Annotated in this window: 21 protein-coding genes and 1 other RNA gene; 16 read left to right on the top strand and 6 right to left on the bottom strand. The window is 70.0% G+C overall.

The features are described from left to right. Positions 1 to 123: 123 nt before the first annotated feature. Entirely contained in the window at positions 124 to 1,290 is a 1,167-nt protein-coding gene (nadA, locus tag QWI33_RS08440) for a quinolinate synthase NadA (RefSeq protein WP_289956747.1), read from the bottom strand. A 138-nt stretch (positions 1,291 to 1,428) separates the two neighbouring features. Here nadA and QWI33_RS08435 point away from each other — a divergent pair, with 138 nt between their 5' ends. The 10 genes from QWI33_RS08435 (at position 1,429) to QWI33_RS08390 (ending at position 11,805) form a co-directional block, all read left to right on the top strand. Then, complete coding sequence (locus QWI33_RS08435; protein ID WP_289956746.1) at positions 1,429 to 2,532, top strand: glycerate kinase family protein; 1,104 nt, start codon at positions 1,429 to 1,431, stop codon at positions 2,530 to 2,532. 148 nt (positions 2,533 to 2,680) lie between these two features. After that, positions 2,681 to 3,064, top strand: a complete 384-nt coding sequence (gene erpA, locus QWI33_RS08430) for an iron-sulfur cluster insertion protein ErpA (protein WP_289956745.1) — start codon at positions 2,681 to 2,683, stop codon at positions 3,062 to 3,064. A 183-nt stretch (positions 3,065 to 3,247) separates the two neighbouring features. Further along, positions 3,248 to 3,952 carry a PfkB family carbohydrate kinase gene (locus QWI33_RS08425; protein ID WP_289956743.1) on the top strand — a complete coding sequence of 235 codons (705 nt, stop codon included), beginning with the start codon at positions 3,248 to 3,250 and terminating at the stop codon, positions 3,950 to 3,952. 272 nt (positions 3,953 to 4,224) lie between these two features. Beyond that, a complete protein-coding gene (locus QWI33_RS08420) occupies positions 4,225 to 5,889 on the top strand; it encodes a peptide ABC transporter substrate-binding protein (protein ID WP_289956741.1) in 1,665 nt (554 codons plus the stop codon). Positions 5,890 to 6,068: 179 nt separating this feature from the next. Further along, positions 6,069 to 7,076: an ABC transporter permease gene (locus QWI33_RS08415; RefSeq protein WP_289956740.1), complete on the top strand. Its 1,008-nt coding sequence runs from the start codon at positions 6,069 to 6,071 to the stop codon at positions 7,074 to 7,076. After that, the gene (locus QWI33_RS08410; RefSeq protein WP_289956737.1) at positions 7,069 to 8,016 is read left to right on the top strand and encodes an ABC transporter permease; all 948 of its coding nucleotides are present in this window, start codon (positions 7,069 to 7,071) and stop codon (positions 8,014 to 8,016) included. The genes QWI33_RS08415 and QWI33_RS08410 overlap by 8 nt, the downstream gene beginning before the upstream one ends. Positions 8,017 to 8,019: 3 nt before the next feature. Continuing rightward, positions 8,020 to 9,060: an ABC transporter ATP-binding protein gene (locus QWI33_RS08405; RefSeq protein WP_289956735.1), complete on the top strand. Its 1,041-nt coding sequence runs from the start codon at positions 8,020 to 8,022 to the stop codon at positions 9,058 to 9,060. Continuing rightward, positions 9,050 to 10,141: an ABC transporter ATP-binding protein gene (locus tag QWI33_RS08400; protein WP_289956733.1), complete on the top strand. Its 1,092-nt coding sequence runs from the start codon at positions 9,050 to 9,052 to the stop codon at positions 10,139 to 10,141. The genes QWI33_RS08405 and QWI33_RS08400 overlap by 11 nt, the downstream gene beginning before the upstream one ends. Positions 10,142 to 10,242: 101 nt before the next feature. Beyond that, positions 10,243 to 11,271 (top strand): phosphotransferase, encoded by a 1,029-nt coding sequence (locus tag QWI33_RS08395; protein WP_289956731.1) that lies wholly within the window; start codon positions 10,243 to 10,245, stop codon positions 11,269 to 11,271. 57 nt (positions 11,272 to 11,328) lie between these two features. Beyond that, on the top strand, positions 11,329 to 11,805 hold the full coding sequence (locus tag QWI33_RS08390) for an NUDIX domain-containing protein (protein ID WP_289956729.1): 477 nt from the start codon (positions 11,329 to 11,331) through the stop codon (positions 11,803 to 11,805). A 183-nt stretch (positions 11,806 to 11,988) separates the two neighbouring features. On the opposite strand, the gene QWI33_RS08385 is transcribed toward QWI33_RS08390, so the two are convergent. Together QWI33_RS08385 and QWI33_RS08380 are read right to left on the bottom strand one after the other, a co-directional pair. Further along, positions 11,989 to 13,236 carry a hypothetical protein gene (locus QWI33_RS08385; protein WP_289956727.1) on the bottom strand — a complete coding sequence of 416 codons (1,248 nt, stop codon included), beginning with the start codon at positions 13,234 to 13,236 and terminating at the stop codon, positions 11,989 to 11,991. 81 nt (positions 13,237 to 13,317) lie between these two features. Then, a complete protein-coding gene (locus tag QWI33_RS08380) occupies positions 13,318 to 13,788 on the bottom strand; it encodes a GNAT family N-acetyltransferase (RefSeq protein ID WP_289956725.1) in 471 nt (156 codons plus the stop codon). Positions 13,789 to 13,863: 75 nt separating this feature from the next. Between QWI33_RS08380 and QWI33_RS08375 the strand changes: the two genes are divergently transcribed. Further along, on the top strand, positions 13,864 to 14,451 hold the full coding sequence (locus tag QWI33_RS08375; RefSeq protein ID WP_353895432.1) for a TetR/AcrR family transcriptional regulator: 588 nt from the start codon (positions 13,864 to 13,866) through the stop codon (positions 14,449 to 14,451). 75 nt (positions 14,452 to 14,526) lie between these two features. Continuing rightward, positions 14,527 to 15,096: a hypothetical protein gene (locus tag QWI33_RS08370; RefSeq protein WP_289956722.1), complete on the top strand. Its 570-nt coding sequence runs from the start codon at positions 14,527 to 14,529 to the stop codon at positions 15,094 to 15,096. A gap of 30 nt (positions 15,097 to 15,126) precedes the next feature. On the opposite strand, the gene QWI33_RS08365 is transcribed toward QWI33_RS08370, so the two are convergent. Then, the gene (locus QWI33_RS08365) at positions 15,127 to 16,242 is read right to left on the bottom strand and encodes a cysteine desulfurase family protein (protein WP_289956719.1); all 1,116 of its coding nucleotides are present in this window, start codon (positions 16,240 to 16,242) and stop codon (positions 15,127 to 15,129) included. 141 nt (positions 16,243 to 16,383) lie between these two features. Here QWI33_RS08365 and ctaC point away from each other — a divergent pair, with 141 nt between their 5' ends. The 3 genes from ctaC to QWI33_RS08350 all read left to right on the top strand — a co-directional run bounded on the left by ctaC (position 16,384) and on the right by QWI33_RS08350 (position 18,399). Further along, complete coding sequence (ctaC, locus tag QWI33_RS08360; RefSeq protein WP_289956717.1) at positions 16,384 to 17,304, top strand: aa3-type cytochrome oxidase subunit II; 921 nt, start codon at positions 16,384 to 16,386, stop codon at positions 17,302 to 17,304. Between the two features lie 9 nt (positions 17,305 to 17,313). Beyond that, positions 17,314 to 17,760, top strand: coding sequence for a cytochrome c oxidase subunit 4 (locus QWI33_RS08355; RefSeq protein ID WP_289956716.1), 447 nt, complete (start codon positions 17,314 to 17,316; stop codon positions 17,758 to 17,760). A 135-nt stretch (positions 17,761 to 17,895) separates the two neighbouring features. After that, positions 17,896 to 18,399: an NUDIX hydrolase gene (locus QWI33_RS08350; protein WP_435367569.1), complete on the top strand. Its 504-nt coding sequence runs from the start codon at positions 17,896 to 17,898 to the stop codon at positions 18,397 to 18,399. On the opposite strand, the gene QWI33_RS08345 is transcribed toward QWI33_RS08350, so the two are convergent. Then, on the bottom strand, positions 18,372 to 19,166 hold the full coding sequence (locus QWI33_RS08345; RefSeq protein WP_289956711.1) for a protein phosphatase 2C domain-containing protein: 795 nt from the start codon (positions 19,164 to 19,166) through the stop codon (positions 18,372 to 18,374). The genes QWI33_RS08350 and QWI33_RS08345 overlap by 28 nt on opposite strands. A 25-nt stretch (positions 19,167 to 19,191) precedes the next feature. After that, positions 19,192 to 19,576: RNase P RNA component class A (gene rnpB, locus QWI33_RS08340), an RNA gene on the bottom strand. 31 nt (positions 19,577 to 19,607) lie between these two features. On the opposite strand from rnpB, the gene QWI33_RS08335 reads away from it, so the two are divergent. Next, positions 19,608 to 20,366, top strand: coding sequence for a sulfite exporter TauE/SafE family protein (locus QWI33_RS08335; RefSeq protein ID WP_289956709.1), 759 nt, complete (start codon positions 19,608 to 19,610; stop codon positions 20,364 to 20,366). Positions 20,367 to 20,402 lie beyond the last annotated feature (36 nt).

Below are 20,402 nucleotides of genomic sequence, written 5' to 3'. Positions count from 1 at the left end.
CACGGTGATCATGCGCACCTGGAACCGAACGGGCGAACCGCTGCCGAAACGCCTGCGCGGGCCGCCGCGCGCCCCCTAGGGACACGCTGCGACCCGCACCGGCGGTTGCATGATCATCGTCGCTTACGGCAGCGCGAGCATCCGGTCGAGCGCCTCGCGGGCGTACCCGGCGGTCTCCGGGTCGACGGTGATGGTGTTCGGGACCCGCCCGGCCACCAGCTCCTCCAGCGCCCACACCAGGTGCGGCAGGTCGATCCGGTTCATGGTCGAGCAGTAGCAGACCGTCTTGTCCAGGAACGAGATCTTCTTGTCCGGGAACTGGTTCGCCAAGCGCCGCACCAGGTTCAGCTCGGTGCCGATGGCCCAGGACGAGCCGGGCTCGGCCGCTTCGAGGGCCTTGATGATGTACTCGGTCGAGCCCACGTAGTCGGCGGCCTGGACCACCTCGTGCTTGCACTCGGGGTGGACGAGGATGTTGACCTCGGGGTCGATGCGGCGCATCTCCTCCACGGTCTCGAGGGTGAAGCGCCCGTGCACCGAGCAGTGGCCCTTCCACAGGATGATCTTGGCGTCCCGCAGCTCCTCGTCGGTGAGGCCGCCGTTCGGCTTGTGCGGGTTGTAGAGCACGCAGTCGTCGAGCGAGTAGCCCATCTCGCGGACCATCGTGTTGCGGCCCAGGTGCTGGTCGGGCAGGAACAGGACCTTCTCGCCCTGCTCGTAGGCCCAGCGCAGCGCCCGCTCGGCGTTCGAGGAGGTGCACACGATGCCGCCTTCGCGGCCCACGAAGCCCTTGATCGCGGCCGTGGAGTTCATGTACGTCACGGGCACGGTGGTCTCGGCGATGCCGATGCGCTCAAGGTCCTCCCAGCACTGCTCGACCTGCGAGGCGGTGGCCATGTCGGCCATGGAACAGCCGGCGGCGAGGTCGGGCAGGATCACCTGCTGGTGGTCGCCGGTGAGGATGTCGGCGCTCTCGGCCATGAAGTGCACGCCGCAGAACAGGATGTACTCGGCGTCGGGCCGCGCGGCGGCCTGCTGGGCGAGCTTGAACGAGTCGCCGGTGACGTCGGCGAACTGGATCACCTCGTCGCGCTGGTAGTGGTGGCCCAGGATGAAGACGTTGCCGCCCAGGGCCTCCTTGGCGGCGCGGGCGCGCTCGACCAGGTCGGGGTCGGAGGGCGCGGGCAGTTCACCGGGGCAGTCGACGCCGCGCTCGGAGCCGGAGTCGGTGCCGCGTCCCAGGAGCAGGAGCGCGGTCTGAGTGGAAGCAGGTTCGTTGAAGCCCGTCATGGCGGCAATGTTAGACCTTTTCGCGCCCTCTTCGGACTCCCTGAATCCGCCATGCGGACAAGCGGTCCACAGGGTGGGCCGCTCCCGCGCTCGGCAAGCGGTTACACCCAGCTTCCGGGCATCCACTAGGCTCACGGTGTGCGCATCCTCATAGCTCCCGACAAGTTCGCCGGCACCATGAGCGCCGCCGAAGCCGCCGACGCCGTCGCCGCGGGATGGCGCCGCGCCAGGCCCGACGACACCGCGGTCACCCTGCCGCTGGCCGACGGCGGCCCCGGCTTCGTCGACGTCCTCGCCCACGCCCTCCCCGGCGCGGTCCGCCGCACCGTCGAGACCTGCGACCCGCTCGGCCGCCCCGTCAAGGCCGACTACCTGCGCGACGGCGAGACCGCCTACATCGAGTCCGCCGCCGCGTGCGGCCTCCACCTCCTCGAACCCGCCGAACGCGACCCGCGCCGCACCACCACCTACGGCCTCGGCATCATCGCGGCCCATGCCATCGAGCACGGCGCGAAACGCCTCGTCATCGGCCTCGGCGGCTCGGCCACCAACGACGCCGGCGCCGGGATGCTCACCGCCCTGGGCCTCAGCCTCCTCGACTCGACCGGCGCCGCCCTGCCCTACGGCGGCGGCGTCCTCTCGGCCTGCGCCGCCATCGAAGGCCACGCCCGCACCCGCGGCGTCGAGATCATCGCGGCCACCGACGTCGACTCCCCGCTCCTGGGTCCGCACGGCGCGACCTACATGTTCGGCCCGCAGAAGGGCGCGAGCGGCAACGCCCTGCCGTTCCTCGAGCTCTCCCTCTCGGCCTTCGCCGAACTCGCCGAACGCACCCTCGGCCCGGTCGGCGCCTCCGAACTGCCCGGCGCCGGAGCCGCCGGCGGGCTCGGCTTCGCGCTCTTCCTGCTCGGCGGCCGCCGCGAGTCCGGCGCGCGCCTCACCTGCGACGCCGTCGGGCTCGACGCGGCGGTTGCGGCGGCTGATCTTGTCATCACCGGCGAGGGCTCCTTCGACGCCCAGAGCCTGCGCGGCAAGCTCGCCGCCGAGGTGGCCTCGGGCGCGAGCGCCCACGGCAGGCCTTGCCTGGTCCTGGCCGGCCGCTCCGACCTCGACTCGCACCCCGACCTCGCGGGCGTCCACTCGGTCACCGAACTCCTCGGCAGCCCCGAGGCCGCCATGGCCGATCCCGTAGCGGGACTCACTTCACTCGCCGAGAAGGTGGCGAAGGAATGGCAGGACTAGGTACGGTCGAAGACTGGTCATCAGGATGCGTCACACCTCCAGGTATGTGACCTCCGGAATAACGACACACGCCATGCCGTTGGGTACTGTTGACCTGTCGAAGAGACCCGATCGACTTGGATCTCGCACACATACGAGGGAGTTGCCAGTGAGCGCCACCCAGCAGGCCGACACCGAGCAGGCGAACGACGCCAAGGACGCCACCAAGGTCGGCGTTGTGCTCACCGAAGCGGCCGCCACCAAGGTGAAAGCCCTGATCCAGCAGGAGGGCGAGGAAGGCCTGCGCCTGCGCGTGGAGGTCAGCCCCGGCGGCTGCTCCGGCCTGCGCTACGGCCTGTTCTTCGACACCGACGTGCGCGAGGGCGACAACGTCCAGGACTACGAGGGCTTCGGCGTCGTGGTCGACAAGATGAGCGTCCCCTACCTCATCGGCGCGAGCATCGACTTCGCCGACCGCATCGACGCCCAGGGCTTCGTCATCGACAACCCGAACGCCCAAGGCTCCTGCGCCTGCGGCGACTCGTTCCACTAGAGGGATCGACCGGAAACGCTTCCAGCCCGGCCGATCTCCGGATCGGCCGGGCTGAGCCATGCGCTAGGCTGGCGGCTCCCACCACGGGCCCCACCGCCCGATCTGTACCGCGCGCAGCGGTTGCGCATCGCGCGCTTCCATTCATTCGCATCACTCGTCCCCGACTGAACGAGGACAATCGCAGTGCCACTTGTCGTGCAAGGCATGAAGACCGCCGTCACCGGAGCGACCGCTGAAACGGTCCGCCACGGCATGAACCGACTCGGCCAGGCGCCGGTCGTGATCGACGGCGAAGAACTCGACCTCATCGAGGTCATGGAGCGCGGCGGCACACTCGGCCTCGTCCACATCGGACCGGGTGAGGCCAAGGCCATGCACGCCTACGCCGACCAGTGCCGCGACCTCGGCCTCGAGTTCAGCGCCGATCCCGGCGAGCTCGAAGGCGCGGAGGCCGTCGACTTCCTGACCGGCGCCAAGTTCCTCGTCACGAGCCAGGACCGGTACGAGCTGCTCCAGGCCACCACCGGATTGAGCGACGACGAGATCCTGGAGCGGGTGCGCGTCCGCGTGACCACTCTGGACCAGGACGGCGTCGAGATCGCCGGCCACGACATCGAGCGCATCCGCGTGCCGTTCCCGCGCGCCCGCGAGATCATCGACCCCGCCGGCGCGGGCGACGCCTTCACCGCCGGCCTCCTGGCCGGACTGGGCTGGGGGATGGGCCTGCGCCGCTCCGCCGAGGTCGGCTCGCAGATGACCGCGCTGGCCCTGGAAACCGTGGGGCCGCAAGGCTATGCGGTGAACCCGGTCGAGTTCGTGCACCGGCTCGAGCAGTCCTATGGCCCGGCCGCGGCGGCCGAGGCCTCCGCGTACCTGCTGCCCGAGTGATCCATAAGGGTCGAGCGGCCCTGAACGCCGATCGCCCCGCGAGGCGGGTGATCGTCCGTCGCGAGGCGATCACAAGCGCCCCTTGGGCACTCATCGGAAACCTGCGTCTCACTAATTGGGATTCCGCAGGCAATACGGACGAAATGATTGCAGCCCAAGGTCTCTGACAACCGTCTGCACGGTAACGATTTCACAACGCACCCTATCTTTTGGATGTGTTGTACGCCATGGTGTGAGTTATCCCACGACCCACTCACGCTCTGGAGACCCTCGTGAAACGAATCCGTACAGCGGCCGCCGTCCTTGCGGCGGCCGCTCTCGCACTGACCGCATGCACGGGCGACCCGAACGACGTAGGCGACGGCGGCGAGGCGGGCGGCGGCACCGTCGACATGCAGATCGGCGAGGTCCCCACCCTGGTGGTCAGCGACTGCGACGACTCGGAGTGCTACCGCATCCTCAAGAACGTCTACGACGGCCTCGTCTACTACGACAACACGACCGGCGAGCCGGTCAACCTCGTCGCCGAGGAGATCAGCACCACGGACAACCAGACGTGGACGATCAGGATCAAGGAGGGCCTGACCTTCCAGAACGGCGAGCCGGTCGACGCCGAGGCCTTCATCCGCTCGTGGAACCACACCGCATACGGCCCCAACGTGGCCGGCCTGAACTACTTCTTCGGCCGCTTCCAGGGCTACGCCGAGATGAACCCCGCGCCGCTCCCCGAGGACCAGTGGGCCGACCCGGCGGTCGCCGAGTACCCCGAGCCCGAGACCGACACCCTCTCCGGCCTCACCGCCGTCGACGACCTCACCATCGAGGTCAAGCTCGTCGACCAGTTCAGCGGCTTCGCCACCATGCTCGGCTACGCGGCGTTCCTGCCGATGGCCGAGGAGTGCCTGGCCGACCTCGAGGCCTGCATGTGGAACCCGATCGGCAACGGCCCCTTCATGCTCGAAGCGCCGTACGTCGTCGAGTCCGGCGGCACCGCCGTCCGCTGGGAGGACTACGCCGGCGACATGCCGGCCAAGATCGACAGCGTAGTCTGGCACCCCTACATCGGTGAGACCGACTGCTGGAACGACTTCAAGACCGGCGACATCGACATGTGCTCGCCCCGCGCGGCCGACTTCGAGACCGCGATGAGCGACCCCGAACTCACCGAGCGCCTCGTCACCCAGCCCGGCACCTCGTTCACCGCGCTCGGATTCCCGCTGTGGATGGAGGAGTGGCAGGACGTCAACCTCCGCCGCGCCTTCTCCGCCGCCATCGACCGCGAGGCCGTCCTCACCGTCATCGGCGAAGGCCGCGGCGTCCCCGCCGACGGCTTCATCCCCGCGACGATCCTCGGCGGCGGCACCGGCGCCTGCGAGTACTGCACCTACGACCCCGACGTCGCCAAGGACCTGCTCGAGCAGGCCGGAGGCTGGCCCGAGGGCGAGGTCTTCCAGCTCTGGTACAACGAGACCGCCGACAATCAGACCCTCTACCGGGCCGTCGGCGACTCCATCAAGGAGACCCTGGGCATCGAGTACGAGCTCGTCCCGCTCGACTGGCCCGAGTTCCTGACCGCCCGCGACGAGCACACCGTCGAAGGCCCGTTCCGCTACCAGTGGGGCCCGGACTACAACCTCAACGAGAACTTCCTGACGCCGGTCTACGGCGGCGGCGAGCCGATGAACGTCTTCGGCTACGCCAGCCCCGAGTTCGACGCCGCGATCCTCGCCGCCGACCAGGCCGCGACCCTCGACGAGGCGCTCCCGCTCTACGCCGAAGCCGAGAAGATCATCGCCGAGGCCATGCCGGCCGCGCCGATCATCTACTCGGCCGACAACGTGTTCTACAGCGAGGACGTCGACAACGTCGTCCTCAACGCGATCTACCTCGGTCCCGGCGGCGACTGCGAACTCCGCGAGGTCACTGTCGTCCAGTAGCCGTCAGCGACACGGCTAGTCACTGTCGTCCTGTCGCGTTCCCCCACAGGGATCCGCCGCCGCTGCTGTGCGGGCGGACCACCGCGACCGACCGGTCGCGGCGGTCCGCCCGCCAGCCCGGCGCCGTGCCGCCCGCTGCACCGCCCGCTGTGCCGCCTAACGGAACGGGAACAACTTCAATGGGACGCTACGTCATTCGCCGCCTGCTGCAGGCGCTGCTGACACTGGGACTGGTGCTCTTCCTGATGCACTGGCTGATGGCACTCTCAGTGCAGGTCCGCGGCAATCCGGCCCGCCTCTTCTTCGGCGACCGCACTCCGAACCCCGCCGCGCTCGCGCAGGTGGAAGCCATGTACAACCTGGACGACCCCTGCTACGACCGCCTCGGCGACCCTTGCGTCGCCCCGTTCGTCGAACGGCTGCAGGCCTACGCCGCAGGCGACTTCGGCACCACCCTCCGCGGCAACCGGGACGTCGGCGAGCTCCTCGCCATCTCCATCCCGAACACCCTGCGGCTCTTCGCCTTCTCGATCATCACCCTCGTGGTCCTCGCGATGGTCTTCGGCTCCTGGGCCGCCCGGCACCGCGGCCGCATCCAGGACCACACCGTCCGCGGCGGCACCATCCTCGTCGACTCCGTGCCGGTCTTCCTCATCATGCTGATCTACACCTCGCTCATCGCCGTGCCGCTGACCCGCTGGGTCAGAGGCGTGTTCGGCGACGACGCGGCCATAGGCCAGCTCTTCAGACCCACCTACGACGTCGACTACCCGTGGATGACGATCATCATCCCCGGCCTGCTCCTGGGCACCGCCGGCCTCGCGAGCATGACCCGGCTGGTGCGGGCCAGCCAACTCGAGAACTACCACGCCGACTTCGTGCGCACCGCGCACGCCAAGGGCCTCACCAGGGGCCGCGTCGCCCGCGTCCACATCGTCCGGAACTCGCTCATCCCCGTCGTGACCGCGATCGGCTACAACTTCGCGTTCATCCTCACCGGCGCCGTCGTCACCGAGGGCATCGTGCAGATCCCCGGCATGGGCCAGCTCCTGTGGAACGCGCTCCTCACCACCGAGGTCAGCATCGTGATCACCTCGTTCGTCATCATCGCCGTCGTCGTGCTCGCCGTGAACCTCCTCGTGGACCTCCTCTACGCCGTACTCGACCCGAGGATTCGCTATGCCTGACAGCACCGAACCCCTCCCCGACGCCGTGCCCGGCGTCCTCAAGACCGAGGACGCCCCGCAGGCCTCCCTGTGGAAGGACGCATTCCACCGCATGGTCCGCCGGGTCGACGTGATCATCGCCGCCCTGCTCATCCTCGTCGCGGTAGCCATGGCGCTCTTCCCGACCCTGTTCACCGACGCCGACCCGCGCAGCTGCTCGGGGCGGCTCGCCAAGCAGCGACCCGACACCTGGTTCACCGGCGACCACCCGCTCGGCACCGACGCGTTCGGCTGCGACTTCGCCGCCAAACTCGTCTACGGCACCAGGCCGACCCTGCTCCTGGCCGTCACCGTGATCCTCATCAGCGTCCTCATCGGACTCGTGATGGGCATCCTCTCGGGCTTCTACGGCGGCTGGACCGACGCGGTCATCTCCCGCGCGCTCGAGGTCTTCATGGTCGTGCCGTTCCTCCTCGGCGCCCTGCTCCTCCTGGCGCTCTTCAGGGGCCGCAGCAGCTCCGAGGACCTCATAGCCTCGGTGGCCCCCGCGGCGCTGGCGCTCTCGGTGTTCGGCTGGATGGAGTTCGCCCGGTACGTGCGGGCGGCGACCATCGAGACCCGCAACCTCGACTACGTGGCCGCCGCGCGCTGCCTGGGCGCCAAGGACCGCCGGATCATGTTCCGCCACATCATGCCCAACGCGATCGTGCCCGTCACGGCCATCGTGCCGACCACGGTGGGCGGGATCATCGTCACCGAGTCCGTGCTCGCGGTCCTCGGCCTGGGCATCCGCCCGCCCGCGACGAGCTGGGGCATCCTCCTCGCCGAGGGCACCGGCTGGGCCGCCGGCGGGTACCTGTACCTGCTGGCCTGGCCGATGGCGTTCCTGCTCATCACCGTGTTCGCGTTCGCCACCTTCGGCGACGCCCTGCGCGACGCCCTCGACCCGAAACTGAGGTGAGCCATGACCAACATGCGCATCCGCGTCGTCGGCGACACGCTCCCCGGCGTCGACCCCAACCGGCCGCTGCTTGAAGTGGACGACCTGCGCGTCGAGTTCCGCCTGCGGGGCGTCCGCATCCCGGCGGTCCGCGGCGCGAGCTTCACCCTCGAACTGGGCCGCACCCTCGCCATCGTCGGCGAATCGGGCTCCGGCAAGTCCGTCACCAGCCAGGCCGTGATGGGCATCCTCGACACCCCGCCCGCGCGCATCACCGGCGGCGAGGTCCGGCTCCACGGCGTCGACCTCCTCACACTCGACGAGGAGACCCGCAGGAGCGTGCGCGCCAACCACATCGCGATGGTCTTCCAGGACGCCCTCTCGGCCCTCAACCCGGTGTGGTCGGTCGGCTTCCAGATCGGCGAGCTGTTCCGCGTCCACCGCGGCCTCAGCCGCGCCGAGGCCAAGACCAAGGCGATCGAACTGCTCGACCTCGTCGGCATCCCGGACGCGAAGAACCGCGTCGGCCACTACCCGCACCAGTTCTCCGGCGGCATGCGCCAGCGCGTCATGATCGCCATGGCCCTGGCGCTCGACCCGGAGATCCTCATCGCCGACGAGCCGACCACGGCCCTCGACGTCACCGTCCAGGCCCAGATCATGCGGCTGCTCAAGGACATTCAGAACGACCGCAACATGGGGCTCATCCTCATCACCCACGACCTCGGGGTGGTCGCGGACGTCGCCGACGACGTCGCGGTCATGTACGCGGGGGAGGTGGTCGAGCGCGCCGGCATCCGCGACACGTTCAAGCGCCCCGCGCACCCGTACACGAAGGCCCTGCTGCGCTCGATCCCGCGCGTGGACACGATCGGCCGGGAGCTCGAGGTGATCCGCGGCCTGCCGCCGAACCCGGCGAGCCTGCCGAGCGGCTGCCCGTTCCATCCGCGCTGCTTCACCGCCGAGGACCAATGCGCCGAGGCGGTCCCGCCCTGGCTCGAACCCGCGTCCGGCCACGGCAGCCGCTGCCACTTCGCCGAGGAGGTCTACACCGATGAACGCTGAACTCGGCCAGGCGGACACGAGCACCGAGCCGATCCTCGAAGCGACGGACCTGGTGAAGCACTTCCCGATCCAGCGCGGCATCGTCGTCAAGCGCACGGTGGGCCACGTGCAGGCCGTCGACGGCGTGGACCTGCGGCTCTACCCGGGCAAGACCCTGGGCGTGGTCGGCGAGTCCGGCTGCGGCAAGTCCACCCTCGCGAAGCTCCTGGTCGGCCTCGAGACCCCCACCTCGGGTTCGATCAAACTGCAGGGCAAGGAGATCGGCGGCCTGTCCTCGCACCGGATGCGGCCGTTCCGCCGGGACATCCAGCTGGTCTTCCAGGACCCGTACACCTCGCTCAACCCGCGGATGACCGTGGGCGACATCGTGGGCGAGCCGTTCGAGATCCACCCTGAGGTCATTCCGAAGCGGCAGCGCGCCAACGAGGTCAAGGACCTGCTCGACATGGTCGGCCTCAGCCCCGACCACGTCAACCGCTACCCGCACCAGTTCTCCGGCGGCCAGCGCCAGCGCATCGGCATCGCCCGCGCTCTGGCGCTGCGCCCCCAGGTGCTGGTCTGCGACGAGCCGGTGAGCGCCTTGGACGTGTCGATCCAGGGCCAGGTCATCAACCTTCTCGAGCGGTTGCAGGACGAGCTGGGCCTGGCGTACGTGTTCATCGCGCACGACCTGTCGGTGGTGCGCCACATCGCCGACGAGGTCGCGGTCATGTACCTCGGCAAGGTGGTCGAGCGCGGCACCGGTGCCGAGATCTACGACCACCCCCGCCACCCGTACACCCAGGCGCTGCTCTCGGCGGTCCCCGTCCCCGACCCGGACCTGCGCGGCCGGCGGGAGGAGATCATCCTCCAGGGCGACGTCCCGTCCCCGATCGACCCGCCCTCGGGCTGCCGCTTCCGCACCCGCTGCTGGAAGGCCACGGACCACTGCGCCGAAGCGGTCCCCACCCTGGACGCGGGAAACGAGGGCACCCTCCCGCCCGTCGCCGACGACCACCGCCCGAACCGGAGTGAACGCAGTACTCATGGGACCGCGTGCTTCCACGCCGAGGAAAGGGACGTCACCCACGCCGTCAAATAGCAACTCCCGCAAGGCCGCCGGGGCGGCCCTCACCCGCCCCGGCGACCGCCTGCCGCGGCAACGCCGTTGCGCGGCACGCCGCCGCCCGTTAGCCTCCCGTGGTGACACTGGACCGGCAGCCGCCGAGTGATGCCCCGCCCGCCGATCTCGAAGCGCTGGCCGCCGCCTACCGGCTGGGCGGACTCAGCGAGGTCCGCCCGCTGCCCGACGGCCGGATGAACCGGAACTGGTTCCTCGATGCCGAACGCGGCCGATTCGCCCTCAAGCACCTCACGGATCGCGACCCGGCCGCGGTCCGCCGCAACCTCGGTCTTCTCGATCGCGTCGCCGCAGCGGGCGTCCCGATCGCGCGGCCCCTCGCCACCGACGCGGGCGATCTCGTCCACGAGACGGGCGGCAACGCCTACTACCTGTGCGCTTGGGTCGACGGCACGCATCCGGGCGCGGAGATGTCGCTCGCTCAGGCCGAGCACATGGGTGCCGTGATCGCCCGCATCCATGAGGTCCTCGCGGAGCCGGCGCTCGGCCTCCCTGCGCCGCAACCGCTTCCGGTCAATGTCCCCGACCCCGAGTCCGCGCTTGCCGAAACCGAACGCTTCCTGAAGCTGGCCAACGAGAATGCCGCCCCGGACCCGTTCGATCGCGCCGCCGCCGCGGTCCTCCGCGATCGCCTCGAGCTGATCGCCGCACATGCTCGCCGGCGTCCGGCTGCGGGTTCCACGACCGGCCCGAGCGGCTGGACCCACGGCGACTGCCAGAACTTCAATCTCATCTGGTCCGGCGAGCGCATCCGCGCGGTGATCGACTGGGACCGCGTCCGTGTCGGCTCTTACGCGGAGGAACTCGCCCGCGCCGCGGCCTACCAGTTCTGCACGGCCGACGCCCGGATCGACCTGCCCAAGATCGCCGCGTTCCTCACCGGCTACCGCAGCGTCCGCCCGATCGACCCGGACGACCTGGCCGCTGCCGCCCGCCTCCGCTGGTGGAAGATCCTCGCCCACTGCTGGCAGCTCGACTTCCACTACGGCCGCGACGATCCCGGCTGCGACGACCTGTTCTTCCGGGACCATCGCCTGATCGCCTGGTGGACCGCGAACCTTGAAGCGGTAGAGGCCGCCTTCCGCGTTTGAGCACTGCGGCCGCCGATTGCGGTTGCGGTGTCGGCGGAGCCCGATACGGTCGGCCGCATGCCGAACGTCGAAGGTCAGGGCCCCGCACGCATCGACCGGATCGCTGTCTCGGGCACGGTCGCGGCCGCGTTCATCACGGACCCTGAGGACCGGGTGCTCCTGGTCAAGCCGGCCTCACGAGACGAATGGGGTTTCACAGGCGGCTGGGTGGACCGCGGCGAGTCGCCGCACGAGGGGTGCGCCCGCGAGATCAAGGAGGAGATCGGCCTGGACTTGCGGCTCGGCGGCCTGCTCGTGCTCGACTGGCTGACCGACACCGGATATGTCGCGGAGCCGCTGACGTTCTACCTCTTCGATGCGGGCGTCGTCGATGGGCCGCACCTCGTCTCGCCCCGGGCCGGGGAGATCGAAGCGTTCGGCTTCTTCGCTCCTGAGCAGGCGATCGCCCGGTGCGGCGAGTTCAACCGCAGGCGGCTCGGCCTGGCGCTGGAGGCGCGGCGGTCGGGGAGGACCGCGTACCAGCCGTTCGCGTGAGGGATCGGATGTCCTTGCGGGGCTGCGCCTTCCCGCTGGTGGGCCGCGCTGAGGCGCGGCCCACCACCCCGAACACGTCGGGGCGGGCGCGGACGCTGGGGGGCGGGGGGGGGGGGGGGCCCGCGGGGGGGGGGGGGGGCGGGGGGGCGCGCCCCACCACCGAGAACTCGTCGTCGCGGTCGCTCAGGCCTGGAGGAGGTCCTGCGCGGTCTTCAGGGCGTCGCGGAGGCTGTCCTGGTAGGCGTAGAGCTCGGTCTCGATCGCCGCGTAGGCCGCCTGCTCCTCCGCTTCGGACGCGGCGATGACCGCCTCGCGGTACTGGACCTCGTCGGCGCATTCGGCGAACGCGACGGCCATCTCGATCTCGTACGCCTTCTTGTCCTCGAAGTCGTCGGGGAGGTCGGCGGGGGGCTCCGGGATCACCGCATCGAGGTCCTCGGCGCCCGGCCCTTCGAAGGACTCGTAGTCCTCGCCCAGGTAGATCTGGTCGAAGTACTGGACCACCGGCAGCCAACTCCCGTCCTGGAACTCCCATCCGCCGAACCTGCGCTCGGTGAGGCACGTCAGGAACGCGTCCGAGGCCTCCTGGGTCTCCGCTTCGATGAACGCCAGATCGGTAGGCGGGACCATGGGTTCCTCCAGGCGGTACTTCCAGGTGTAGATCGTCAGTCCCGGTTCGACCCCTTCCTCCATCTCCTCCTCGACCAGCTGCGGTTCGCCGTAGAGCGCCTCGATCGTGGCCAGTTCGCACCCGCCCGGCTTGGGCGGGACGATCTCCGTCTCGCCTTCGATGGAGCCGTCGTCCTCGGCCGGCTCGATCTCGGAGCGGCGCTGGTCGTACTCCTCCTGGGTGGCGTCGGGGTTCCGCAGCATCCAGGCGCGGTCCTCGTGCGCCATCCGCTCCTCGCCCATGAACGCGGTGTACCAGGCGATCTGGTCCTCGACGTCGAGCGCCTCGAACGCCGAGTTGTCCGGGGGCTGCTCCTCCTCGATCTCCGGCTCGTCGGGGAACCGGATCTCGTTGTACTCCGTGATCAGCTCCTCGTCGTCGCTCTGCCAGATCCACTGCCCGAAGCCCCATTCGGCGGCCGTGCCGGACTCGGGCAGCCAGTTCTCGAACTCGTAGGAGTCCTCCTGGGGTCCGGCCTCGTCGACACCGATCACCATGACCTGGAACAGCGCGGTCTCGTCGTGCACCGAGAACCCCTCGTTCTCGAGGCACACGCGGGTGACCTCCGGTTCGATCTCGTACAGCTCCTTGGCGAGCCGGTCGTTCTCGTCGAGCAGCGCGACGAGGTCGACCTTCGCCGCTTCCTCGGGCTGCACCGTCTCGGGGGCGTCCTCAGTGCAGGCGCCCAGGGCCGCAAGGGACGTCAGCAGCGCGGCCGCTCCGGCCGCGGTTCTCAACGGTGTGACGGGGTACCGCTGCATCGGGGGTTCCTCTCGCGGGCAGGGAGTGTGAGAGGAATACGCGGCGAACCGCGCTCGGGTTGCCGGGCGCTCCAGAATTTCCTAGACGAGGGACTTCGCGTAGCAGACCGAGATGTCCCAGTCGGCGTAGTGGCCGAAGCGGGGGATGCGGTGGTAGCCCTCGCGCTCGTAGAAGCGGATCGCGTCGGGCTGGGCCACGCCGGTCTCGAGCTTCACGGTGGTCCAGCCGCGCTCGCGGGCGGCGTCCTCCAGCGCGGCGAGAAGGGCGGCCGCGACGCCGGAGCCGCGCGATTCGGGTGTCACGTACATGCGCTTGACCTCGGCGGACGAGGCGTCGAGTTCGCGGAGCGCGCCGCATCCGATCGCCTCGCCGTCAGATCCGAAGGCCATGAGGAATACCGAGACGTCGGCGGCGGACGGCAGGGGTCCCGGCTCGTGGTCGTCGCAGCCGTAGCGCTCGTCGAGTTCGGCGCGCTGGCTCGTGCGCAGGCTCGCGCCTTGCGGGTCGTCCCAGTCGCGGGCTTCGATGGTCCAGGTGGCGATGGTCGGCATGGCGGGTCCTCGTCGTCAGGATTGTCGTAACAGATGTTACGGTAACACTTGTTACGACTATGAGGGGAGCGGGTCATCGCACGCAGGGCGGATCACGGGGAGCAGCAGGAGCGGATCTCGAAAGCGGTCTGGAGCATCCTGGCGGGCAAGGGGATCGAGCACCTCACGATCCGCGCCGTCGCCGCCGAGGCCGGCTGCACCACAGGCCTGGTGATGCACCGGTTCCCCGGCCGCAAAGCCCTGCTCGCCCACGCCCGCGACCTGCTCCACGCCCGCACCCGAGTACGCGTCGAACGCCTCGAAGCCGAGGCCGGAACGCCCCGCGCGGCCCTGCGCGCGATCCTCGCCCAAGGCATGGCCCTCAACGAGGACTCGGCGCAGGAAGCACTGGTCTGGATGGGATTCCTCGCCGCATCAGTCGGGGACGAGGAACTGATCGCCCTGCACCGCAAGAACAACCGAGCCTGGCGCGCTCGCGTCGCCGCACTCGTGACCGCCTCCGCCCCGGACTGGGCGCCCGAACGCGTCGACACCGCCGTCTTCGCCCTCGTCGGCGCCACCGAAGGCGCCGCCCAACTCGCCTGCTTCGACCCCGAGACCTACAGCGCCCCAGTCCAGGAGGCCATGCTCGACTCGATCCTGGACGCCTACGGCCTCGCCTGAGCGGCGACAGTGGACCGCAGTTGCCGCGGGGCCATATGCTGGAGGCCCAGCGAAGCCAAGTCGATCGGAGCCCCCATGCGTCGACCATTCAAACCGTGGCCGGAACCGCACCGCTCGGACGCCGCCATCGGCCTGGCGATGACCCTCGGGGCGGTACTCCTCGTCTGCGCGTTCCTGCTGCTGGGCCTCGCCTTCTCCGCGAACGCCGCGACCCCGGCGTACCTGCGGGGCATTGACCCCGAGTCGGCCCGCACCTACCCGCCGGTCATCGACGCGGCCGTGCGGTGGCTGCTGCTCTACCCGGGGATCGCGTGCCTCGCCCTCGCGGGCACCTTCGGAGCGCTGGCGCTCGCCGCGAACTCCGGGCCGAGGTGGTCGGTCGTGGCCAGCGGGGTCGCCTGCGGTGCGGGCACACTCGCCCTGCTCGTCCTGTTCGTGCTCCGCGGGGCGAGGACCAATCTCGAGTTCTACACCGTCTACATGTGGCTCAGGGACATGTCGCCGACCCAGTTCGGCACCTCGATGGAGATCGCGCTCCTCGCCACCGTCATCGGCCTGCCGACCATCGGCATCCTGCTCATCAGGCGGCACCTGCGCGACGCGGACACCGCGGAGCGGCACGCCCGCCCGGGCTCGCCGGCCTGAGCGGTCGCGGGGGCGTACCGCGTCGCGGACCTACCGTGAGAGCCGCCGGATGCCCTCCACGATCCCCGGCAGCACCTCCAGGAACCGGTCCACCTCGTCCTCGGTGGTCTCCCGGTGCAGCGACACCCGCACGTTCCCGTGGCTGAGCACGCCCATCGCCTGCAGCACATGCGAAGGCCGCAACCGCGTCGAAGCGCACGCCGAACCCGACGACACCGCGAACCCCGCCCGGTTCAACTCCGTCAGCAGCACCTCGCCGTCCACCCCCAGGCACGAGAACGTGACGATGTTCGGCAGCCGGTCCACCGGATCGCCCGGCAGCTCCACCTCGGGCACCGTCTCGGCGATGTGCTCCCGGATCCGCTCGGTCATCGCCCGCACCCGCTTCGACAACGCCTCGCGCTCGGCGGCCACCGCCCGCAGCGACGCCGCCGCGGCCACCGCTGCCGGCACGTCGATCTCTCCGATCGCCTCCCGGATGGAGGAGTCCTCCCCGGGGAACGGGTTGCGCCAGCGCGTGCCCTTGCGCACCACCAGGATCCCGGCCCCGGCCAGCCCGCCCCACTTCCGGGCGCTGGCCGCCAGCACCGACCAGCCCTCGGGCACCGGCTCCCACGGCAGGCTCGCCGCCGCGTCGCACACCAGCGGCACGCCCTGGGCGTTCGCCGCGATGGCCGCGATCGGCTGCCGGGTCCCGACCTCGTGGTTCGCGCTCTGCACGACGAGCACCGAGGCGTCCTCGACGCCTGCGAGAGGATCGGCGTCGACGCGGCCGAGCCGGTCCACCGGCACCGCTACGGCGGTCCCGCCCGAACGCTCGTGCCAGGCGGCGGCGTGCAGCACCGAGGAGTGCTCGACGGCGCTGTGCACCAGCGGCCCCGGCTCGCTCCGGGCGGCGATGACGCCGAGTACGCCCGCGTGCACGGCCTGTGTCCCGCTCGATGTGAAAGTGACCTCATCAGGGCTCACGCCCAGGGAGGCGGCGGCCGACTGGCGCGCGGCCTCCAGGAGCATCCGCGACCTCCGGCCCAATGTGTACAGTCTGCCGGGCCCCGCCCAGCCCTCCGACAAAGCCGCAGCATAGGCGTCGCGGGCCGCCGGATGGGGCGGCTGCGCGGTCGCGCCGTCGAAGTACGTGTCGGTCACCTGTCAAATGTAGAAGACATCTCGCCGCGAACCCAACCCCTTGCACTCCCGGGCCCGGGCCAAGCAGTAGGCTCTTGCCGTCAAGATCTGCGCCTTGCCGCCCGCCCGGCGGCGGACGCGGAGCCGAGCGCTGAGAAAGGCATGAGACAGGTGGTCGGAAAACCGTCCCGAGAACGTCGCGGCCGAGCCCGCCGCGCGATAGGTCTCACCGGGATCGCCGCGCTGCTCCCGATCGTGCTCGCGGGGTGCAGCCTTGACGACGCGTTCTACCTGGGCTGGCCGCGCACGCGCCCCACGACCCAGTCCGAGCAGATGTTCGATCTGTGGATCGGCTCCACCGTCGCGGCCCTCGCGGTCGGCGTCATCGTGTGGGCCCTGACCTTCTGGTGCATCGTCGCCTACAAGAAGAAGGACAGCGACACCGAGCTGCCGCGCCAGACCAAGTACAACCTGCCTGCCGAGCTCACCTTCACGGCGCTGCCGTTCGTGCTCATCGGCATCCTGTTCTACTACACGGTCATCGTGCAGGACAACGTCACCGAAATGAGCGACGAGCCCTCGAACTGCACGAACGTCACCGCGTTCAAGTGGAACTGGCAGTTCACGTACTCCGATGAGAACTGCGAGGCGCTGCTCGGCGCCGACGGCCAGCCCGTCACCGAGACCGGCGACTCGGACTACATCCCGATCATCGTGGTCCCGAACCAGGAGGACGTGCGCTTCGTCGGCGAGGCCGAGGACGTCATCCACTCCTTCTGGGTCCCCGACCTGCTCTTCAAGCGCGACCTCATCCCGGGCTCGGACGCGCAGACCACCCAGTGGGAGGTCGACTTCAATTCGGAGGGCGTCTTCGTCGGCCGCTGCGCCGAGCTCTGCGGCGCCTACCACGCCTTCATGAACTTCGAGATGCGCGTGGTCTCGCCGGAGGACTACGAGACCTTCGTGAACGCCCGCGTGGAGGGCATGTCGACGCCTGAGGCCCTGGAGCTCATCGGCCAGGACCCGTACGCGACCACGACCCACCCGTTCGACACCGACCAGGCCACTGGCGAAGCGAGCTAGGGGAGAGCTGTGAAGACTGAGAACCGCCTGTTCCTCATCGTGATGATCTCGATGTTCGTGTTCGCGGCCATCTACGGATGGGTCACCTGGTACAACGAGAACCCCGCCTACGGCGTGCCGGGCGAGATCGAGTGGGTCGGCTTCCTGGGCCTGATCTTCTCGGGCCTGCTCACCGGCATGGTGTGGCTGGTGTTCTGGGTGATCTCCCGCCGCATCGACCCGCGCCCGGAGGACCGCCCCGACGGGGAGATCTCCGACGTCTCGGGCGAGGTCGGCTTCTTCAGCCCCGGCTCGTACTGGCCGCTGGGCCTGGCCCTGACGGCCGTGTTCGCCGGTCTGGGCGTCGTGTTCTGGCTCCCGTGGATGCTGTTCGCGGGCGGCGTCGCGATCCTGCTCGCCGTCGGCGGCCTGACCTTCGAGTACTACACGGGCACGCGCAAGCTCGGCCCGCAGTAGACCAATCGCGCAAGCGGCCCGGAGCGGAAGCTCCGGGCCGCTTCGCTTTGCGCCCTTGGCAACCCCTCAGATCACGCGACGCCGACGTGCAGGGCGCTCCGGTCCTGTGGGTAGGGTGTGGCGGTGACTCCCTCTGTGCAGCGCCGGAAGGCGCCGCTGCTGCGGCGCCTTGTCGGAGTGGTGTTCTACAACCTGCCGCACCCGATGCGGCGCCGGATCGTGCGGATCGCCACGCCCACTTACACGCTCGGCTCCGTCGTCCTCGTCATGGACGCCGACCGCACCCGCCTGCTCATGCTGCGCCAGCCCCCGGGGAAGCGCTGGACCCTCCCCGCGGGCCTGCTCAACCGCCGCGAGCAGCCCGTCGAAGGGGCCCGCCGCGAACTCGCCGAGGAGACCGGCATCGAAGCGGACATCGAGGAGCTGGCCCCGGCGAACCCGTGCGCGGTCGTCCACACCTCCGGCCGCTGGGTCGACAACGTATTCCACCTCGAACGCGACCCCGACACCACGCAGATCCTCGTCGACGGCCACGAGGTCTGGGACGCCGGCTGGCACCCCGTGGACGACCTCCCGGAGATGACCCGCGCGACCGCGAAGCTCCTGGCCCACTACAAGCTCGGGCCGCTCGCGGACTGAAACCGCACGTGAACGGCGGTGGCGTCGTCGTGTCGCTTCGACTCCGGGTGGAAGCGCGCGTCGCCGCGCTCGTGCTCGCGCACGAGGCCCGCCAGCCCTTCGACGCCGTCCACCGCGACCCGTTCGAACAACTCCGGCCAGTCGTACCCGTACCGGTCGACCAGGCGCGTGATGCCGTCAGTGCAGAGCAGGAGCTCGCTGAGCCCGTCCAACTCGATCGAACCGGTGAGCGCCTGGGCGGCGGCCCGACTGTCGGCATCGGCGACCCAGTAGCCGCCGTCGCGGTTGCGCACCGTCGCGACATAGGCGACCGGCCACCGCCGCACCCCGCCCACCGATGCGACCGGCGCACCGGCGAGACGCGCCAGCCTGTCGTCCGACCGGCATTCGACCCGGCCGTCGCGGTCCCGCCACGCCAGCGTGCAGTCGCCGAGGAGGAGCCACGAGATCCGGTCCGCCTCGCGCCGGATCAGGCCCACGGTCGACCCGGGCGTCACGGGATTGCTCAGGTCGCAGGTCGCGTGGTGCTCACCGCTGACGCCCCTGATGCTGTCATCGAGGATCGCGGGGAGGCCGGCCTGCATGGAGCCGATGCGGTGCTTGATCTCCCGCCCCAGCCGCGCCACGTACCAGGGCACGTCGTGGACGCAGCCGTCGTCGGGATATCGCGTGATGCCGTCGAGGACCAGCGCCCACCGGTCCGCGACCAGGTACGCGTCCTCATTCGGCGCACTGCCGCCGGGAAGGGACACCGCGGAGATTCGCACCCGCCCATCATGCCGGGCGGCCGGTGGAACGAGTCGACCGATACGCCGGGTTCTGTCGTTGAGCGGCCATCCATCTAGGCGCGCCGTTGCCGGTGCGCTCGAGCGGTCTACCCGTGAAGGCGCTCTTGCGAGCTCGGGCGGGCCGCCCTCGAGCCTTCACGCAGAGCCTCGCGGCTCCTTTTGACCTTGCTCCGGGTGGGGTTTACCGAGCCGCCGCCGTCACCGGCGGCGCTGGTGGTCTCTTACACCACCGTTTCACCCTTACCGGCCGAAGCCGGCGGTCTCTTTTCTGTGGCACTGTCCCGCGGGTCGCCCCGGGTTGCCGTTAGCAACCACCCTGCCCTGAGGAGCCCGGACGTTCCTCGCCGGATGTGGTCTCCCGCATCCGCCGCGACCGCCTGGCCGACTCGTTCCAGCGGTCAAGCGTACGCTGCCGGAGCCATGAATCTGCTCCAGGTCTCCGCTCTGCTGCTCGCCGGCCTCGTCGGCGGCGGCCTCAACGCCGTGGCCGGGGGCGGCTCGCTCATCACGTACCCGACCCTGATGGCCGTGGGGGTGCCGCCGCTCCAGGCGAACGCCACCAACGGCATCGCCGTCGCGCCCGCCTACGCGGCCGCCGCGTTCGGGTCCCGCGAGCACCTGCGCGGCCAGAAGCGCCGCGCGCTGCTGCTCATCCCGACGGCGCTCGTCGCCTCCGTCTGCGGGGCGCTGCTGCTGCTCAACACCCCGCACTCGGTGTTCGAGGCGATCGTGCCGTTCCTGGTGCTCGCGGCGACCGTGCTCATGGCGGTCGGCCCGTGGGTCAACCGGAAGGTGACCAAGCTCAACGGCGGCCGCGCGCTCCACCCGGTGGTCCTCCACATCGGCGTGTTCGCCGGCTGCCTCTACGGCTCCTACTTCAACGCCGCGCTGGGGCTGATCCTCATCGCCGTGATCGCGATGGGCGTCTCCGAGCGGCTCGTCCGCGTGGGCGCGCTGAAGAACTTCTGCACGATGCTCGTCGGCGTCGTCACCTGCGTCATGTACGGCGTCTGGGCCGATGTGGCCTGGTGGGCGATCGGCGTGCTCGTGCCCGCCACGTTCATCGGCGGGTACATCGGCGCGCGCGTGTTCCAGAAGATCCCGGAGCGGCCGCTGCGGATCGCGATCGTCGTCTACGGCCTCGTGCTCTCGGCCGTCCTGCTGTGGCGTTCGCTCTGATCCAGACCACTTCGCGGAACTCCCGTGACGGAGGGT

This window comes from Glycomyces tritici (assembly GCF_030403505.1).
The sequence above is the reverse complement of the archived record's forward strand: the minus strand, read 5'-3'. Positions and strand labels throughout refer to the sequence as shown.